The following is a 17737-nucleotide window of genomic DNA, read 5'->3' on the forward strand; positions in this document are numbered from 1 at the left end:
AAGATGTAAACATCACCATAATGGTCGGCCCGGATGCGCCGCCCGACGGCTGGAGCCAACTATGTGTACATCCAGCCGGGGCGCGGCTGGTTCCCGTACTTGCGCAGTTTTGGAGCCGAGCCGTCGTTCTTCAACGACGAGTACAAGCTGTCGACGGGTGTAGAGGTCGATGACATCTCGGACATCACAAAGTGACCCGAAGGTCGCAGCGCTTAGACGCGGCGGCTTGATACTTGCGTATTAAGGGTCATCGAAACATGCTAAGAAGACTAGTTCTATCAGCTGCTCTCTTCGGCGTTCTCTCGTCTCCTGTCCGGACCGAAACCAATCCATACACCTTCGAACGTGGTTTTCCCGCCAACGAGGAAACGATTCAGGGCCCGCGGGATGCGACAATGCTGCGGCGCGCCATCGAAGCGGTGATGCAACAATTCGAACCCTTCGGCGCCCGCCCGAACAAGGTGGGCATCATCATGCCACAGGACCCCGAACAGCAGTTCTCGATTGCCAATCCGGACACGCCCTATGTGATAGGTTTTTTTGATTTGAACCAAGCCGGCCCCATGGCGGTCGAGGTTCCCGAAGGCCCCTACATGGGCACGCTGGACAACCACCACATGGAATGGTTCGGCGACATGAGCACCATCGGATCGGGCAAGGGTATGGGCGAAAAGGATTTGCTGATGCCGCCCGGCTATGACGGTGATATTCTGGACGGGTACACACCGCACTATAGTCAGACTAGGAAACTAATACTTTTGATGCGCGTCGCCGTCCCGACCGGTCATTATGATGAGGCAGTCGCGCTTGCACGCAAGCTAAAGGTCTATGCGCTGGGGAATGACGCCAGCGCATAGACCTACGAAATCGTTGAAGTCGAGGTCAATCCGGCGCCTCGGCCAATGCTGACATGGGAAATGTCGATGGACTACTGGCGTCAGTTTCACTCCGTCATCGATCATGAGATCGCTCTACCGCGGCATCGCTTCATGGCTGGTTTGCCTAATCTAGGTGGCATCCCGAAAGGCCAGGCGTTCGAGCCAGACGCCCGCATGGAGACTATTCTGACCGACGCGGCCATGACCGCTTGGGCCAAAATGAACGTCAACCTCTTTGCCAAGGGACACCCCGAAAGTCTGACCTGGCCTGACCGCAACGGGGAGTTCATCCCGTTGATAGGACCTCTGAATCCGGAAACCAAAGATTTCGAAACAGTCAACTACCGGGGCTTGGATTGGAATGATCACTTCTTCTTCAAGGCATTTGGAATATCGGCCAGGATCTGTTGCTGTGAAGTCAGACCCCGATCGCTCTATTTCTACACTCCGTGCGGCTCTAACAGCGCCTATCTGGACGGAACAAAGGCCTACAAACTCACAGCTCCCGGCCCGATTCCCAAAAAGCTCCTTTTGTCGGAGACAGTCTGCGCCTCTGAAACGAGGACGATAATCGACACCGATCTTGGTCGCGGTGCAGTGCGCACGATGTTCAAAGACCCACAACCGAAAGAAGATGGTTCCTATGACATCTTCTTTGGACAAAACGCGCCTTCAAGAGAAAGAAAATCAGCGGGTCAAGACGAACCCGGGCAAAGGCTGGTTCACTTTCCTGCGTATCTAAGGCCCACAAGAACCCATTTTTGATGACGCTTGGGTTCTGCCCGATATCGAACCTATGGAATGGTGAAGTGGCAATGGGGCTTTGTTGCACAAATCCCATGAAGGATTCACCTCATGAATCCAGCATGATAGCTGCTGTGTATGAGCAGTTGGTCTCCTACAAGATACAAGACGACAAACTGGTCGTCATACAATGACAGTTTGAAGCGCCGTGGCTCACTGTCTATTTGGTTTGATCCCGAGATGGTTTGGGTGCCACCGCCGAGCGGCAAGCGTGGACGGCAACAGAACTTCAGTGATGCTGCGATCCAAGCCTGTCTCACTTTGAAAGTGCTGTTCGGACTGCCATTGGGGCAGGCCACGGGTTTTGTGCAAAGCCTGCTGCAACTCATAGGGCTGGATTGGGCAGTGCCAGACTTCAGTACCCTTTCCCGCCGTCAGCGAACGCTGAACGTAAGACTACCATATCGCGGCGGAACTGGCCCGCTGAACCTCTTGATTGATAGCACAGGCATCAAAGCGGAGGGCGAAGGTGAGTGGAATGCCCGCAAGCATGGCGGCTCAAAGCGACGTATCTGGCGCAAGATTCACATCGGAATTGACGAGGAAACGTTGGAGGTTCGGGCGGTCGAGATCACCAGCAGTGGCGTCGGGGATGCTCCCGTGTTGCCCGATCTCCTGAACCAAATTCCGTCCAGCCAAGACATCGGCAGTGTCACCGCAGACGGAGCGTACGACACGCGCAAAGTCACGAGGCTATTGCCGCTAGAGACGCCTATGCGGTGATCCCTCCGCGTAAGAACGCAAAGCCCTGGAAACCGACGAGCGCCGGAGCCATAGCGCGGAACGACGCGGTCAGCGCACAACGATATCTGGGCCGCACTGTGTGGCGACGCTGGAGCGGATACCACCGCCGAAGCCGCGTCGAAACCAAGATGCGTTGCCTGAAACTAATGGGCCAATCGCTCATGGCACGGGACTTCGACAGGCAAGTCGCGGAATTCCAAATCCGCATCGCCGTCCTCAACCGCTACACGGCTCTTGGCATACCTATCACTGAGGCCGTAGGCTAAATCCGTCTGCGGTAAGGGGAAGAACGTCCTTCACCCGATTTGTGCAACAAAGCCCTTACGGATGACTGCTGCCAGCCAAAGCAGAAATTTATTAACACGAACACTATTTTATAGTGACTTCAGTGTTTTCTACTATAGCTTTGAAGCCATGAATATTCTTGAGAGCTTCATAACACTTTGGGTCGTTATTGATCCGATTGGTACGATTCCAGTTTTCATCGCGGTCACAACTGGAATGAATGCTGCGACCCGCCGCTCGACAGCGTTTACTGCAACATTTGTTAGCATAGGCGTTTTGTTGTTCTTTCTCATACTGGGGCAACTGCTTATCGACGCGCTTGGCATAAGTTTGCTGTCTTTTCAGGTGGCCGGTGGAATTGTATTGTTCCTTTTCGCGCTCACCATGATATTTGGCGAACCGAAGCAAGAAACTGATCTCAATACGAAAGAACTGGATGAGGAGCGCCCAAAGCAGGATCGCCCCTCACCTGCGATCTTCCCGTTGGCGGTACCTTCACTGGCATCGCCCGGCGCGATGCTGGCAATTGTCCTTCTAACGGACAACAATGAGTTCTCAATCCTAAGTCAGGCTGTAACGGCCATGGTTATGGTCGCGGTTCTACTCGCCGCTTTTGTAGCGATGCTAATGGCTGAACCGATCATTCGACTGATTGGCAACTCTGGTGCAGCGATTATCAGCCGTGTGATGGGAATGATTTTGGCATCAGTTGCGGCGGACGCAGTTTTGACCGCCATCCTAGAGATTCTTCGAACAGGGTCAGTCTAAAAGCCGGCCACTTTCTGACTGGCAATTTCCGATAGCTGGGAATGTCGACAGACTGTGAGGTTTAGGAGTTCCTGACCCTGAATTTGCAGCGAATTGCGGCAATGCGAGGTGCGATCGTAGAATGACAGGACCACTCAGAGTGTAGGCTATAGACCGGAGTGTCGGCCAACTGACCAAGAAAACAGCGGATGTTGCACTGCACCCAATGACGGCTTTGAACCCGGCTTGCCGGGTGCCACGCTACATCCCAATATCTTTTAAGCGCAGAAAGTTGATTTCCAATGTCTGACCTGAAAATCAAAAACCGTACATCAAATTCTTGATCAACTCCAACGGATTACCTTCAAATATTGTACACGTCGGCGACCTCAAAGTCCCGCTTCGCGGGCCTATTGGAGCTAATTCAAGTGACCTAAGCTTTATTTGAAAAGGTTTTATATGCTTTGGTCACGGAGACAAACTCAATAAAGCAGACCACATGATTTTGCGCTTTAGGAAGACACTGATCACTCCCGACGCAAGCCTGTTACTCATCTCAGTTGGTACGGAATACAGGATGGAATTGCCGCGCCCTAGAGCGCGGACAGCGCGGCCTTTCTAGCTTCGAGGGACCACACCGAGATTCAGTTTCTGTCGATCTCGACTTTTACAAGCAAAAGGAAAACCTGATCGGATCTTATGTGTATGACATGGGGTGCATTTCAGTGTTACAATTTTGTTGTGAGAAGAGAAAACAAGGACACAACCACTAAGAACAAATCCAACTAAGGCCATTGGAACGGTGCGAAGCGTCTTAACTTAAAGACATGAATTTACCAAGCAAGGGGCTCGGAGGGTAGGGAGAGCCAATGGATGCGAGAACAATAGAAACGCTAGGTCTCGCTGCAGGTTACAGCCTCCAACACAATCTGCCTGCCCAGCGGGTGGCAAGGGGACTAGCTTCGATCTGTGATTAGCTAGATACGATACGACGCTGTTTTGTAACCGGTTGTTTGGTCGCCAGTGACAAATCTATGTTTTAACCCTGTAACAAACATGGTTTTCTACTTTAACTTCGGTTGTCGTATAGGTGGCCAGATCTCCTAGATAGAGCTTAGAATTGGATATTATATGAACGACCGTCGTCTCCTAAATCAGATAGGTAGAAGCGCATACAAGTTAAGTGTTTATCAAATTTTGCGCGAGCGCTCGATCCTTGAGTCGGCAGATTATATCGAGCAGCACATTGATACAGCAATGATCTTCGACCAGCTGGCAAAGCTTTGGAGCTACTCAGCTAAGTCTGCGAATTTGAATGATGGTTTAGTCCTCGAGTTCGGTGTCTTTAAGGGCAAATCTATCAATCACTTCGCTAGGTTATTCTCCAACCAAGAAGTGCACGGATTTGACAGTTTTGAAGGCTTGGCAGAGGATTGGAAAGGCTATCATTTGCCAAAGGGTGCATTTGATCTTGGTGGAAACCTTCCACAGGTTGAAAACAACGTAACGCTGCACAAAGGGTGGTTTGAGAATACACTACCATCTTTTTTGGAAAAAGAACCTGCCCCTATCCGCTTATGCCATATTGATTGTGATACATACGAAAGTGCGCTGTACGTCCTCAAAAGTTTGGCAGACCGCTTAGTCAAAGGAAGTATCGTTGTCTTTGATGAATACCACGGATACCCAAACTGGAAAAACGGTGAGTTCAAGGCCTGGCAGTCGGTTTGCAACAGTGATGTCGGCATTAAATATCGCTATATAGCGTTTTCTGATATGCAGGTCGCAGTCGAAATCCTCTAAAGCGTTTCCGTGCCATCTCCTCAGAGATCATCAGGTCATGGCTATTCTTGATTGAACATAGATATTCAGCACATATCATTCACATCTACTTTATTTATGCTCAGCGTCGTTTTGTCTGCTGAGCCGCATTTCTAAAGAAGATTTGCGATTACCGAGACAATTCAATTCTCCGGTCCTTCAGCCGTTAGCTTGTTTGGGATCTCCTGCCTAGAGCTCGCTCCCAACAGTGGTCCCCCCTTATGTTGAGTAATGCGCAGGAGTTTAGTAGGCGCTTAAGCGACCTAAGTCCGAATAAATTGTTCAAATTTTTGCAGATCGAGATTTTGTGGAGTCTGGTACGTCCAAGGCAGACACCACCAGACAGTCGGTGTGACGGAACAAATCTATTTTCGCGAAAAGTAGAACTAGGTCGTTGAAAATGCCATTGGCTCAAGCCCAAAGGCGAGTGTGGAACGGGTGTGAAACAACTCAAATAACTGAAGCGGTTACCAAAAGGAGTAGGAGCTACTCTGACGGGTTGTGCAGGGTTTAACACTGTACAAGCTGATATTGAAGTAGGCCGCAACGGGAAGATCGCCCTTCACCCGATTTGTGCAACAAAGCCGTTACAGAGGGTAGCTCTGATGTCCGTTGTTTTTCCTGAATTTGGGATTTTCTCCATCATGCTCAAAGATCTCTTTCAAAAGAGAGAGAGCACCCTTTGCAATTTTCACAGGCGAACATCCTGATGATGTAGGGAAGCGCTAACGCTTCAAGAAAGCACATGGCATCTGAAACTTGAGCTGAGCTCATGTAGGTCGAATTTTTTCACAATTGTCAGCGCGTGGCTCTTTCTTGTTTCTGGCGACATAACATGGAGATCGCCTTGCCTGATTCAGCTTTGACCCAACTTGCAGATAGCTTGCGTGCCACGCGCCAGTCTTTTGATGCCATACCCGTGATCGATATTGCGTCTTTGGTGGATGGTCGCGATCCCTTTAGTGTTGCCAAAGAAATCCGTTGGGCTTTGTCCAATGCCGGTTTCATGTATGTGAAGAACCATGGTGTTCCCTCCAGCGTTGTTGAGGCAGCGTTTGCGCAGGCAAAGGCGTTTTTCGATCTGCCCAACGACGACAAGATGGTGCTGCATGTCGGCAACTCTGGCGTTGCAATGCGGGGGTACATCGAAATATTCGGGGAAAATACTGACCCCGCCAAAACGAAAGACTTGAAAGAATGCTTTGATATTGGGCCTGAAACGCCGGGTTATGAGGTGCCGTTTTTTGGGGCCAACCAATGGCCAGATCAGCTTCCTACCTTTCAACCTGCAATCTATGCCTACCATGAGGAAATGAAAAAACTCTCCCTGATCCTGCTGCGGGGGATCGCCCTGAGCCTGGATTTGCCCCCCGAATTCTTTGCCGCGAAAATGTTGAATCCGATCAGCATTCAGCGCCTGCTGCATTATCCACCACAGACTGGCAAAATTGATGAAAGCGTGATGGGGATCGGGGCGCACACGGATTACGGAAATTTGACCATTCTTGCGCAGGATGATGTCGGCGGGCTGCAGGTCATGAACCGCGATGGGGTTTGGGTACACGGACCGCCGATTCCGGGAACCTTTGTGATCAATATCGGGGACCTAATTCAACGGCTGACCAATGACGTCTACCTTGCAAATCTTCACCGGGTTGTGAACACCAGCGGGCGCGAACGCTATTCAATCCCGTTTTTCATTGATGCGGACTATGATGCGGAATTTGCCCCAATCCCAAGCTGCATCAGCGCTGAGTACCCAATCCGTTATGATCCGGTAACATGTGGTCGGCACAAGTTCGGTCGGTTTCTTGATAGTTTCCCGCATTTGGCCGCAACATTCGGCTAATCGGGATTAGGGGGTGATCAGTCCGGCGGTTGTTGCCTCGGCGCGGGTGGGAGACCACAATTGCGCGCTTGGGGTGTCGAACATCCGGGTCAGAAATTGCGGGCTTACCCCTTGGTCGCGGAAGAAGGCACGGTCCTTGTCCTGTTCCTCTTGCAAGTCCAGATGGGGCAGGGCGGTGGCAAAGTTCAGGGCATATTGATGAAATCCAAGACTGGCCCCAGGGGCGAGACTGCGTTTGGTGCCGGCGACAAAAACCAGAGTGCATGCCGAATTGCAGGTGTCGACGGCCTGTGTGTTCAGCTTCTGGCTCAAAATCACTCGGGCGACCCCCCGGGCCTCGTAAATGTGGCCTCCTTCACTTGTCAGGCTTACAGATTGCAAGTTTGGGTTCGCGGCGATGAGGTCTGTTACGCGCTTGGTTAGACCAAAGGTGATATCGCCAGAAAGCAGCATGGTTTCACCATCTTCAGACACCGTGAGGGCATATGTGGCGGCGTGTTCTCGATCCATCCGATCGGTAAACAGCTCAGCCTCTGGCGGGGCATAGGCCGCGAGACCCAACCCCCACCATTGCGCACTCATCAAAGAGGCCGCCAGCAACAACGCAAGATAGCCGCCCCAAACCGGGATCATGCTGCCAAGTCCAGAGACATAAGCATCTGCCGCGCGTTGAAAACGCATGGCTTGCCAGAAGAAGAAGGCGATGTCGCAAACCATCAAGATGTATAGCGGGATCAAGGGGAGAGTTAGAACCGCCCCAACGGCCGTCAAAGCAGCATAAATAGCAACGCGTGGTACGACCAGCCAAAGCCAGAAAACACGCGCCAAAGAGGCTGGATCACTTTGCATTCTGCCACAGTGCGCGGCTTCGCCCCGTGGATCAATTACAAAGACAACGTCACTCTAGAATGGTGGCAATTTGATCCATGGGTTTTTTCATTTTGGCGACCTGCGGCACTGTTGCGTCTGGGGCTGGGTGCCCCACGGCGATGATCATGGTGGGTTTTTCGGATGCAGGGCGACCCAACGCTTCGTTCAGGAACCGCATCGGGTTCGGAGTGTGGGTGAGGGTGCTAAGCCCGGCGTGGTGCAGGGCGGCCAACAAAAAGCCGGTCGCGATGTTCACGCTTTCAGGCACATAATAGTTCTTGTAGCGGGTCCCGTCTTCGAATTGCCCCCAACGCTGGGCAAAAACTATGATCAGCCAAGGGGCAATTGTCAGGTGTTCTTTGACAGCATTGGTGCCAATGGGTTCCAACGCCTTTATCCATTCATCTCCAGCACCGCCTTCGTAAAAGCGGCGCTCTTCTTCTTCGGCTTCTTCGCGAATGCGCTGTTTCAAAGCGGGGTTTGCCACGGCCACGAAATGCCAGGGTTGATGGTTTGCACCTGACGGAGCAGTGCCTGCGGTTTCGATACAACGTTCGATGATATCACGTGGCACCGGCTGATCGGTATAGTCGCGCACGGTATGCCGCTTACGCATTACATCGTAAAACTCCGACGCTGCGGTGCGCATTTCTTCGTCCGTCAGGTCGACGCGGTCTGGCAAGGGCAGGGTGGTATAGGTCAAGGCTTCGCGGGCAAACATGCACAGATCTCCGATGGGGTTCCCCATTATTAGGTCTGCTCAGGCTGGGATCAACCCTTTGGACGCAGCGGCGCGAACTGCTTGTGTCAGAGGTTGCAAGACGGGGGCCATGATGCGGCTGACTTGCCATGTGAGCGGCACGTCCAAAGGGGTGTTTGCGATCAAAGGAGTCAACCTGCCATTGCGGATCGGACCGCGTACCAATTGTGCCGGGTTCATACCCCAGCCAAGCCCCAACCGTGCCGCATCTACAAACGCCTGTGTGGACGGCAAAAAATGTGTCGGTGGAGAGATGCGGCGCCCAAACTGCGCGTCGATCCAAGCCTTTTGTAAACCATCTTTGGCGTTGAACGTCAGACACGGGGCCTGCGCTAATCTGGGCGCAGTCACCCCATCGGGAAACCACTGATCCATATAGCCGGGACTGGCCGTCGCGATGTATCGCATTTTGCCCAATGAAATAACGTCACATCCTGTCACTGGTTTCGTTGTTGCACTGATGGCCGCGCTGACTTCCCCACGTCTGAGCCAGTCTGCGGAATAGTCCTGATCATCCATAACCAAATCAAAAAGCACATCAGGGACCGCAGCCATTGCTGTTACAAACCACGTCGCAAGTGAATCTGCGCTGACTGCAATTTTCAGGCGTGCGGGGCCGGGCGTTGCATCCAGCGACAGCTCTCGGCTCAATTGTGCTTCAAGCAACCCGACGTCTTCGGCATGTTTAGCAAGGCGAACGCCTACTGGCGTGCCGGTACACGGCGTAGCGCGATTGATCAAAGCAACCCCAACTCGGTCTTCCAATGCTTTGATACGTTGGGAAATCGCTGACGGGGTTACCGACAGATCGGCGGCGGCGGCCTCGAAACTTCCTCGTTGCAGGATGGCTGAAAGAGCAGATAGCTGCTGTGGGTCGAACTGCATTAGCAATCCTTAATTTAGGTCAGTTTCTTTAATTGGATTATCGCGCCGATAGTTCGTAGTCAAATGCAGACCTACTGAACGGAGCGCACATGACTTCTTCTTTCTTTCCCGGATTTGCCTTGGGATTCAGCCTGATCCTCGCCATTGGGGCGCAAAACGCATTTGTTCTGCGCCAAGGTCTGCGTCATGAACATGTGCTGCCCGTTGTGCTGACCTGCGCGGTGTCTGATGCGATCCTGATTGCTGCGGGTGTCGCGGGCTTTGGCTCTTTGGCGCAGGTGGTCCCTGGTTTTGAAACGGTCATGCGATATGGCGGGGCTGCGTTTTTGGTTTGGTACGGAACCCGCAGCCTGATCAGTGCTTGGCGCAGCCATGCTGGGTTAGAAGCGGACCCGCGAAACGGGGGCAAGACGGCGCTCAGGACCGTTTTGCTGACGGTGCTCGCCTTCACTTGGCTGAACCCGCATGTCTATTTGGATACCGTCGTTTTGATCGGTTCGATTTCTGCGCAGTATGATGATCGGCTCAGCTTTGCACTGGGCGCGATGACAGCCAGTTTTGTTTTCTTCTTTGCGCTTGGGTATGGCGCAAGATTACTGGCCCCCGTTTTTGCGCGTCCACGGGCATGGCAAGTGTTGGACGCGTTGATTGGGCTAACGATGTGGGGCATTGCCCTGAAATTAGTTACCATGTGAAGTCTTGCCCCCGGCCTCGATTGGGTGTTCAACCGTTTGTATGACAACAACCATCACTTCTGAACCTCGGCCCCTTGCGGGAATGATGTGGATGCTCGCAGCTGGGTTTAGCTTTGTTGTGATGACCGCACTGGTTAAATCCCTCGGGACAAGTCTACATCCGATACAGTCGTCGTTTCTGCGCTATGCGTTGGGTTTGGTATTTGTGCTGCCAGCCATTCGCCCATTGTTGAATGCAAAACTGACGCCCAGACATTGGGCGCTGTTCAGTATCCGCGGGGCGCTTCACTCGGTTGGGGTCATGCTGTGGTTCTTTGCCATGACGCAAATTCCGTTGGCCGAAGTGACTGCTATGAATTACCTGACCCCGGTTTACGTGACATTGGGGGCGGTCATATTTTTGGGGGAGAAACTGGCTTTGCGCCGGATCTCAGCGGTGATTGTCGCAGTAATAGGCGCCGCGATTATTCTGCGCCCGGGGTTTCGTGAGATTTCATCAGGCCACCTCGCGATGCTTGCGACCGCTTTTCTGCTTGGGGGGTCTTATTTACTGGCCAAGGTCACAGTTGATGAGGTCAGCCCTGCGGTGGTTCTGACCATGTTGTCGGTGTGGGTAACGATTGCACTGACCCCGTTTGCCATCGCGGTTTGGACCCCACCCAGTTGGTCGGATATCGGTGTGCTTTTTGTTGTTGCTTGCTTTGCGACTGCTGGGCATTATTTCATGACGCTGGCGTTGCAAGCCGCGCCGGTAGCGGTCACCCAACCGGTCACGTTTTTACAGCTGATCTGGGCTACGCTGCTCGGGGCTCTGGTTTTCGACGAGGGGGTCGATATCTGGGTCGTAGCAGGCGGGAGTCTGATCTTGGCTTCGGTGAGTTTCATCACGTGGCGCGAAGCAGTCCTAAAGCGCCGCGCGATCACGCCGCACAGCATCGCGCCTAAGCTCTGAAATGAACGTTTGGAAGACCTGATTAGGTCTTTGATTGACGAGTCAATAAAAAAACCCTAGCGTTTATGAAACGTAATCGCGGAGGGCGGAATGCCAAAACTTGGAATGGAGCCAATTCGGCGGGATGCGATCGTACGTGCGACGATTGCTGAGCTGGGTGTAACCAAGTCTCTGGATGTAACCGTCAGCCAAATTGCAAAACGCGCCGGGATATCCAGCGCGCTTGCGCATCATTACTTTGGCGGCAAAGATCAGATCTTTCTGGCTGCTATGCGACGGATTTTGTCTGATTTTGGCGCTGAAACGCGGGAAGAGCTGAGCACAGCGCCGAAACACGAGCGGGCGCAGGCCATTATCCGTGCTTGTTTTGCGCCATCCTGTTTTACCCCCGATGTCGTTGCGGCTTGGATGACTTTTTACGTTCTGGCCCAAACGAATGATGACGCCTTGCGCCTTTGGCAGATCTATCAGGCGCGGATGCGCTCCAATCTGGTGAACGCTTTGCGCCCGCTGGTCGTGGATCCGGTTGAGAATGCCGAGAACATGATCGCACTGATCGATGGGCTTTATATTCGCGCAGCCCTTGGCGCGCCCGAAGAGCCCCAACTTGCCGTAAATCACGCGCTGCGTGTGTTGAATACTATGATCGAGGCCGGACAATGAGCCAACCCAATATCCTGATCTTGATGGTTGATCAGCTAAATGGAACGTTGTTCCCAGATGGACCAGCGGATTGGCTGCATGCGCCCAATTTGAAAAAGCTCGCGGCCCAATCCGCACGCTTTTCCAATGCTTATACCGCGTCGCCTTTGTGCGCGCCGGGACGGGCGTCTTTTATGTCAGGACAATTGCCGTCGCGCACAGGGGTGTATGACAATGCGGCCGAGTTCCGCTCGGATATTCCTACCTATGCGCACCATCTGCGTCGGGCGGGGTATTACACCTGTTTGTCGGGTAAAATGCACTTTGTCGGACCAGATCAGATGCATGGGTTTGAAGATCGCCTGACAACCGACATCTATCCAGCAGATTTTGGGTGGACGCCAGATTACCGCAAACCGGGTGAGCGGATCGATTGGTGGTATCACAATATGGGGTCGGTAACTGGGGCAGGGGTTGCAGAAACCTCGAACCAGATGGAGTACGATGACGAAGTTGCGTACAATGCGACCGCTAAACTGTACGAACTTTCGCGTGGGTTGGATGACCGGCCCTGGGCGTTGACGGTCAGCTTTACCCATCCGCACGATCCCTATGTGGCACGCAAAAAATACTGGGATCTGTACGAAGATTGCGAACACCTGCTGCCAGAAGTTCCAGCGATGGACTATGAAGATCACGACCCCCACGCCAAGCGTATCTTTGATGCAAATGACTGGCGCAGTTTCAATATTACCGAAGAAGATATCCGCCGCTCGCGCCGGGCCTATTTTGCCAACATTTCATATCTTGATGACAAGATCGGTGAGATCCTGAATGTGTTGGAAACCACCCGGCAAGAAGCGATCATCCTGTTTGTGTCCGATCACGGGGACATGCTGGGTGAGCGTGGGTTGTGGTTCAAGATGAGCTTTTATGATGGCTCTGCGCGCGTGCCTTTGATGATTTCCGCACCTGATCTGCCAGCTGGCCGCATAGATACGCCAGTATCGACGCTGGATGTGACCCCGACATTGGGGGCGCTTGCAGGTGTTTCGATGGAGGAAATCGCCCCTTGGACGGATGGTCAGGATTTGACTGGGCTTGCCAAAGGTGCCGAGCGGACAGAGCCGGTGACCATCGAATACGCGGCCGAGGCATCTTATGCGCCTTTGGTTTCGTTACGGTATGGTCCTTGGAAATACAACAGATGCGCGCTTGACCCGGATCAGCTGTTCAATTTGGAAAACGATCCACACGAGTTGTCGAACCTTGCAGATGATCCAGCGCACGCTGGGACACTGGCCACGATCAAAGCCAAATCAGAGGCGCGTTGGGATCTGGATAAATTCGATACCGACGTGCGTGCAAGTCAGGCCCGTCGCTGGGTCGTTTACGAGGCGCTCCGGCAGGGGGGGTATTATCCATGGGACTATCAACCACTGCAAAAAGCCTCGGAACGGTACATGCGCAATCACATGAATCTCGACAATCTTGAGGAAGATAAACGCTTTCCACGCGGTGAGTAACCTCTCGACGTAAACAACCATAATCCCGCCGGGACCAACACGAAATGAACGCCCTGAGTGGGGGCGATGTCGGTGGGCTTGCCAGGAGCCAAAGAAATGGAAGCAGATTTTGTCATCGTAGGGGCCGGGTCCGCCGGTTGTGCTATGGCCTATCGGCTGAGCGAGGCGGGGTCCTCGGTGTTGGTTATCGAATTCGGGGGCACTGATGCTGGCCCGTTTATTCAGATGCCAGCCGCGCTGAGCTACCCGATGAATATGTCGCGCTACGACTGGGGATATCAGTCAGAGCCTGAACCGCATCTGGGCGGACGTCGACTTGTGTGTCCGCGCGGTAAAGTTATTGGTGGGTCATCGTCGATCAACGGCATGGTTTATGTCCGAGGGCATGCCATGGATTTTGATCATTGGGCTGACATGGGGGCCGATGGCTGGTCATATGCCGATGTGCTGCCGTATTACAAACGGATGGAAAGTTGGGATGACGGTGGGCATGGCGGTGATCCGACGTGGCGCGGCACGGATGGTCCGTTGCATGTCACGCGTGGACCACGGTCCAACCCCTTGTTCAAGGCGTTTGTGGATGCTGGCCAACAGGCTGGTTACGAAATCACCAACGATTACAACGGCGAAAAGCAAGAAGGCTTTGGCCCGATGGAGCAGACCGTCTACAAAGGGCGGCGCTGGTCTGCGGCAAATGCTTATTTGAGGCCTGCTTTGAAGCGTCCCAATTGTGATCTGGTGAACGGATTGGCGACACGCGTGGTGATGGAAGAGGGGCGTGCGGTTGGCGTCGAAATCACCCGCGGTGGCAAGACCGAGGTGATCCGGGCCCGTCGTGAAGTGGTTCTGGCGTCTTCGTCGATCAACTCGCCGAAACTGTTGATGTTGTCGGGGATCGGGGCGGGGGCACATCTGGCAGAACATGGTATCGACGTGATCGCGGATCGCCCCGGCGTGGGCGCAAACCTGCAAGATCATCTGGAACTTTACATCCAGCAGAAAGCCATTCAACCCATCACGTTGTACAAGCATTGGAACCTCATTTCCAAAGGTGTGATTGGGGCGCAATGGTTGTTTACGAAGACCGGGTTAGGGGCGTCAAACCAATTCGAAAGTGCTGCATTCTTGCGCTCGAAACCGGGCATTCCGTATCCCGACGTTCAATACCATTTCTTGCCGATTGCGGTGCGTTATGATGGCAAAGCCGCAGCCGAAGGGCACGGATTCCAAGCCCATGTTGGGCCGATGCGATCGGAATCTCGGGGGGCGGTGACGCTGCGCTCGAACAGGGCGGAAGATGCCCCCAAGATTCAGTTCAACTACATGAGCAAAGAACAGGATTGGGAGGATTTCCGCACCTGCATTCGCATGACGCGCGAGATCTTTGGTCAGGATGCATTCAAGCCCTTTGCTGGTCATGAAATTCAGCCGGGGGATGCGTTGCAAAGCGATGAGGATTTGAATGGGTTTATCAAAGAGCACGCGGAAAGCGCCTATCACCCCTGTGGGACCTGTCGGATGGGGCGTGCGGATGACAAGACTGCAGTTGTCGATCCCGAAGGCCGCGTGATTGGTGTTGACGGATTGCGGGTTGCCGACAGTTCGATCTTTCCCCGGATCACCAACGGCAATTTGAATGCTCCGTCGATTATGGTGGGCGAAAAAATGTCGGATCATTTGTTGGGTAAGGACCCATTGGCGCGCGCCAATGATCAGCCTTGGATTCACCCTGAGTGGGAAACCGCGCAGCGTTAACCTTTCTTAACAGCTGCGGTTGAATGCGCGGCTTTGGCCGCGCATATCTGATCTATGCTAAGATACTATTTTTGTTTGATTTTAGCATTGGCACCTCTGGGTGCCAGTGCTGAATTCTCTGGTCCTGTTCGAATTGTTGACACTGATACCTGGGATGTGGGGGCGGTGCGTGTGCGTTTGCACGGTATTGATGCCCCAGAGGCCGGCCAACCGTGCCAAAGGAGCGATGGCGCAGAGTGGAATTGTGGTGCGTGGGCGACCCAGCAGACCCGGGCGCAATATGAAGGCCAGCAGGCGAAATGCGAAGCGGTAACGCAAGATCACTATGGCCGGACCGTCGCTCGATGTTCGGTGAACGGAGTTGATGCCGGACGGGAGTTGGTCGCGCAGGGGTTGGCGTTTGCATTCAGAAAATACTCAGTCGCCTATATCGGAACGGAGCAGGCCGCGATCGCGCAACAGCGCGGAGTTCACGAGGGACGAGTCGACCCGCCGTGGGTCTATCGCAACAGCCAACGTGCGCCCCAACGTGATCGGACTTGTCAGATCAAAGGCAATATTTCCTCCAACGGGGAACGAATTTTTCACGTTCCCGGACAGCAGTTTTATGCACGCACACGGATTAGCGAACAAAAGGGCGAGCGGTGGTTTTGCAACGCTGCTGAGGCCCGTCGTAAAGGTTGGCGGGCTGCCTACAGATAGATGCGAAAAAAGTGGTGTTTGGGGTGCGAATTTGATCCGCGTCAAAGTGAGCGGCGGCTGGCTGTCCTAGCCTGTGTTCGAAACCGGAAATAAGGAGCGAACAGATGTCTCACACCCCCCATGAACTGGCAGAAGAATTCCCAGACAAAGTGGCCGCCATGAGCGCGTTGAAGCAGTCTGATGCGCATTTTGCCAAACTGGCGGATGAGTATCACGAGGTGAACCGCGCTGTGCACCGCGCCGAAACCAACGTTGAGCCGATTGAAGAGTTGGCAGAGGTTGATTTGCGCAAAAAACGCTCGGCTCTGAAAGACGAGATCTGGGGCATTCTGGCAAAAGCCTGATTTGCTAACATATCAAGAGATCGGGGGCCGACGGCCCCCTTTTTGTGTCTGCAAGATCATCTGCGTTGGAGGTTAGTTTACCTCATAAGGGAGGATGCTGCGTTGATCCGCATTGATGGTTAACCGTCGTTCCAGCGGCGGAACGGAGCGCTGATGGCACGTTTTGCGTTCACAGATACGGCATGAAATACCGATGGGTTCGTAGGCGCTGTCGTTGGATACATCCATATTGTCCGCGTAAACCAGAGCATCGGCATGGCGGACTTCGCACCCTAAAGCGATGGCATAGCGGCGCACCGGGGCACCAAACGAGCCACCGGGTTTCGACACATCCCGGGCAAGGGAAATGTAACGAATGCCATCAGGCGTTTCTGCAAGTTGCCGCAGAAAATGCCCCGGCGTTTCAAACGCCCGATGCACGTTCCACAAGGGGCAAGCGCCGCCGAACCGGGCAAATTGCAAACGTGTTGCCGAATGCCGCTTGGTGATGGTGCCTGCTTGATCAACGCGGACAAAGAAGAACGGAATGCCCTTGGCGCCGGGGCGCTGCAAGGTTGAAAGACGGTGCGCCACCTGCTCCACCGAAGCCCCGAACCGCGTACTTAACACTTCTAAATCATGGCGGCTTTCTTTGGCAGCGGTTAACAGCTGGGTGTAGGGCATGAGGGCCGCGCCCGCAAAGTAGTTGGCCAATCCAATCTTGGCGATGGAGCGGGCCTCCTCGCTTTGAAAGCGCGCAAAATCAAGAGTGGCCTCAAGCAGTTTATCCTGACTGAGCAAAGCAACCTGCAGCAGCAGTTGAAAGAGTTGAGTTTGAGGGGCGATGCGGGAGGACAGGCGGAGGGTTCGCGTCACGGCGTCATAGCTGCGCAGGGTCGGGGTATCGCTCAATTCGATGCGGATCCCCATTCCTGTCAGGCGTTCAAAGGCGGCAGCGCGTATGCCGCCATTTGGGGTAGCGCGTTCTGAAAAGCGCTCCGCTGCCCGATCAACCGCATCAATATAGTTGTCACAGTAGTGAAAGAAATCTCGGACTTCTTCCCAAGGTGAACTTTGGATTTGTGCATCCTCTCGCCCCAAAGCCTCGTCCAGCGATGCAAGCCTTTCGTGGGTCTGTCGGTAGCTTTTGTGAAGTTCAATGAACGCACGTGCCAACGCAGGGGCGTTTGAAGCGGTCAGGCGCAGGTCGGCCAACGGGGGAATGGCATCAGAAAAAATCGGGTCTGCAAGGGCTTCACGCATGTCAGAGACAAGCCGCTCACTGTCACCGGTGCTCAGCTCGGTTACATCCATGCCGAATTCTTGAGCGAGTGCCAGAACAACTGTGGTCGAGACCGGGCGGTTGTTGTTTTCCATCTGATTGAGATAAGGCAACGAAACGCCAAGCTTGGCGGCAAAGTCTTTCTGGGTCAGCGTTAGACGTGTACGCATCTCACGCAGCTTTGCGCCCGCATAGAGTTTCTGGGTGGCCATAGGGT

The 17737-nt window shown here is 53.6% G+C and carries 17 protein-coding genes and 1 pseudogene; 14 read left to right on the plus strand and 4 right to left on the minus strand.

What is annotated here, in order from left to right; genetic code table 11:
- Positions 1-33: 33 nt before the first annotated feature.
- From ABWV33_RS02560 to ABWV33_RS02590, 7 genes and pseudogenes are all read left to right on the plus strand, one after another.
- Positions 34-195: a hypothetical protein gene (locus ABWV33_RS02560; RefSeq protein ID WP_353329009.1), complete on the plus strand. Its 162-nt coding sequence runs from the start codon at positions 34-36 to the stop codon at positions 193-195.
- A 200-nt stretch (positions 196-395) separates the two neighbouring features.
- Entirely contained in the window at positions 396-857 is a 462-nt protein-coding gene (locus ABWV33_RS02565; RefSeq protein WP_353329010.1) for a DUF1254 domain-containing protein, read from the plus strand.
- Between the two features lie 66 nt (positions 858-923).
- Positions 924-1643 carry a DUF1214 domain-containing protein gene (locus tag ABWV33_RS02570; protein ID WP_353329011.1) on the plus strand — a complete coding sequence of 240 codons (720 nt, stop codon included), beginning with the start codon at positions 924-926 and terminating at the stop codon, positions 1641-1643.
- A 117-nt stretch (positions 1644-1760) separates the two neighbouring features.
- Positions 1761-2692, plus strand: a pseudogene (locus tag ABWV33_RS02575) (IS5 family transposase).
- Positions 2693-2753: 61 nt separating this feature from the next.
- Positions 2754-3479 (plus strand): MarC family protein, encoded by a 726-nt coding sequence (locus ABWV33_RS02580; protein WP_353329012.1) that lies wholly within the window; start codon positions 2754-2756, stop codon positions 3477-3479.
- 1110 nt (positions 3480-4589) lie between these two features.
- Positions 4590-5261 (plus strand): class I SAM-dependent methyltransferase, encoded by a 672-nt coding sequence (locus ABWV33_RS02585; protein WP_353329013.1) that lies wholly within the window; start codon positions 4590-4592, stop codon positions 5259-5261.
- 865 nt (positions 5262-6126) lie between these two features.
- Complete coding sequence (locus tag ABWV33_RS02590) at positions 6127-7128, plus strand: isopenicillin N synthase family dioxygenase (protein ID WP_353329014.1); 1002 nt, start codon at positions 6127-6129, stop codon at positions 7126-7128.
- Positions 7129-7134: 6 nt separating this feature from the next.
- On the opposite strand, the gene ABWV33_RS02595 is transcribed toward ABWV33_RS02590, so the two are convergent.
- Genes ABWV33_RS02595 through ABWV33_RS02605 form a run of 3 tightly spaced genes read right to left on the minus strand, consistent with a single transcriptional unit; the run spans position 7135 to position 9643 of the window.
- Entirely contained in the window at positions 7135-7977 is an 843-nt protein-coding gene (locus tag ABWV33_RS02595; protein ID WP_353329015.1) for a COG3904 family protein, read from the minus strand.
- A 49-nt stretch (positions 7978-8026) separates the two neighbouring features.
- Complete coding sequence (locus ABWV33_RS02600; RefSeq protein WP_164622547.1) at positions 8027-8719, minus strand: nitroreductase family protein; 693 nt, start codon at positions 8717-8719, stop codon at positions 8027-8029.
- A gap of 39 nt (positions 8720-8758) precedes the next feature.
- Complete coding sequence (locus ABWV33_RS02605) at positions 8759-9643, minus strand: LysR family transcriptional regulator ArgP (RefSeq protein ID WP_353329016.1); 885 nt, start codon at positions 9641-9643, stop codon at positions 8759-8761.
- An 89-nt stretch (positions 9644-9732) separates the two neighbouring features.
- On the opposite strand from ABWV33_RS02605, the gene ABWV33_RS02610 reads away from it, so the two are divergent.
- The 7 genes from ABWV33_RS02610 to ABWV33_RS02640 all read left to right on the plus strand — a co-directional run bounded on the left by ABWV33_RS02610 (position 9733) and on the right by ABWV33_RS02640 (position 16259).
- The gene (locus ABWV33_RS02610) at positions 9733-10338 is read left to right on the plus strand and encodes a LysE/ArgO family amino acid transporter (protein ID WP_353329017.1); all 606 of its coding nucleotides are present in this window, start codon (positions 9733-9735) and stop codon (positions 10336-10338) included.
- Between the two features lie 40 nt (positions 10339-10378).
- Positions 10379-11290, plus strand: coding sequence for a DMT family transporter (locus ABWV33_RS02615; RefSeq protein WP_251134199.1), 912 nt, complete (start codon positions 10379-10381; stop codon positions 11288-11290).
- A gap of 90 nt (positions 11291-11380) precedes the next feature.
- Positions 11381-11953 carry a choline-binding transcriptional repressor BetI gene (betI, locus tag ABWV33_RS02620; RefSeq protein ID WP_113822951.1) on the plus strand — a complete coding sequence of 191 codons (573 nt, stop codon included), beginning with the start codon at positions 11381-11383 and terminating at the stop codon, positions 11951-11953.
- Positions 11950-13458 carry a choline-sulfatase gene (betC, locus tag ABWV33_RS02625; RefSeq protein WP_353329018.1) on the plus strand — a complete coding sequence of 503 codons (1509 nt, stop codon included), beginning with the start codon at positions 11950-11952 and terminating at the stop codon, positions 13456-13458. The genes betI and betC overlap by 4 nt, the downstream gene beginning before the upstream one ends.
- A 96-nt stretch (positions 13459-13554) precedes the next feature.
- A complete protein-coding gene (gene betA, locus ABWV33_RS02630; protein ID WP_164622537.1) occupies positions 13555-15213 on the plus strand; it encodes a choline dehydrogenase in 1659 nt (552 codons plus the stop codon).
- Between the two features lie 75 nt (positions 15214-15288).
- Entirely contained in the window at positions 15289-15915 is a 627-nt protein-coding gene (locus ABWV33_RS02635; RefSeq protein WP_353329019.1) for a thermonuclease family protein, read from the plus strand.
- 104 nt (positions 15916-16019) lie between these two features.
- Complete coding sequence (locus tag ABWV33_RS02640; RefSeq protein WP_113822954.1) at positions 16020-16259, plus strand: HP1242/YdcH family protein; 240 nt, start codon at positions 16020-16022, stop codon at positions 16257-16259.
- A 72-nt stretch (positions 16260-16331) separates the two neighbouring features.
- Here the strand turns inward: ABWV33_RS02640 and ABWV33_RS02645 are convergent, their stop codons facing one another.
- Positions 16332-17732, minus strand: coding sequence for a helix-turn-helix domain-containing protein (locus ABWV33_RS02645; protein ID WP_113822955.1), 1401 nt, complete (start codon positions 17730-17732; stop codon positions 16332-16334).
- Positions 17733-17737: the final 5 nt, after the last annotated feature.

The organism is Phaeobacter sp. NW0010-22 (assembly GCF_040365955.1).
Taxonomy (GTDB): Bacteria; Pseudomonadota; Alphaproteobacteria; order Rhodobacterales; family Rhodobacteraceae; genus OMPR01.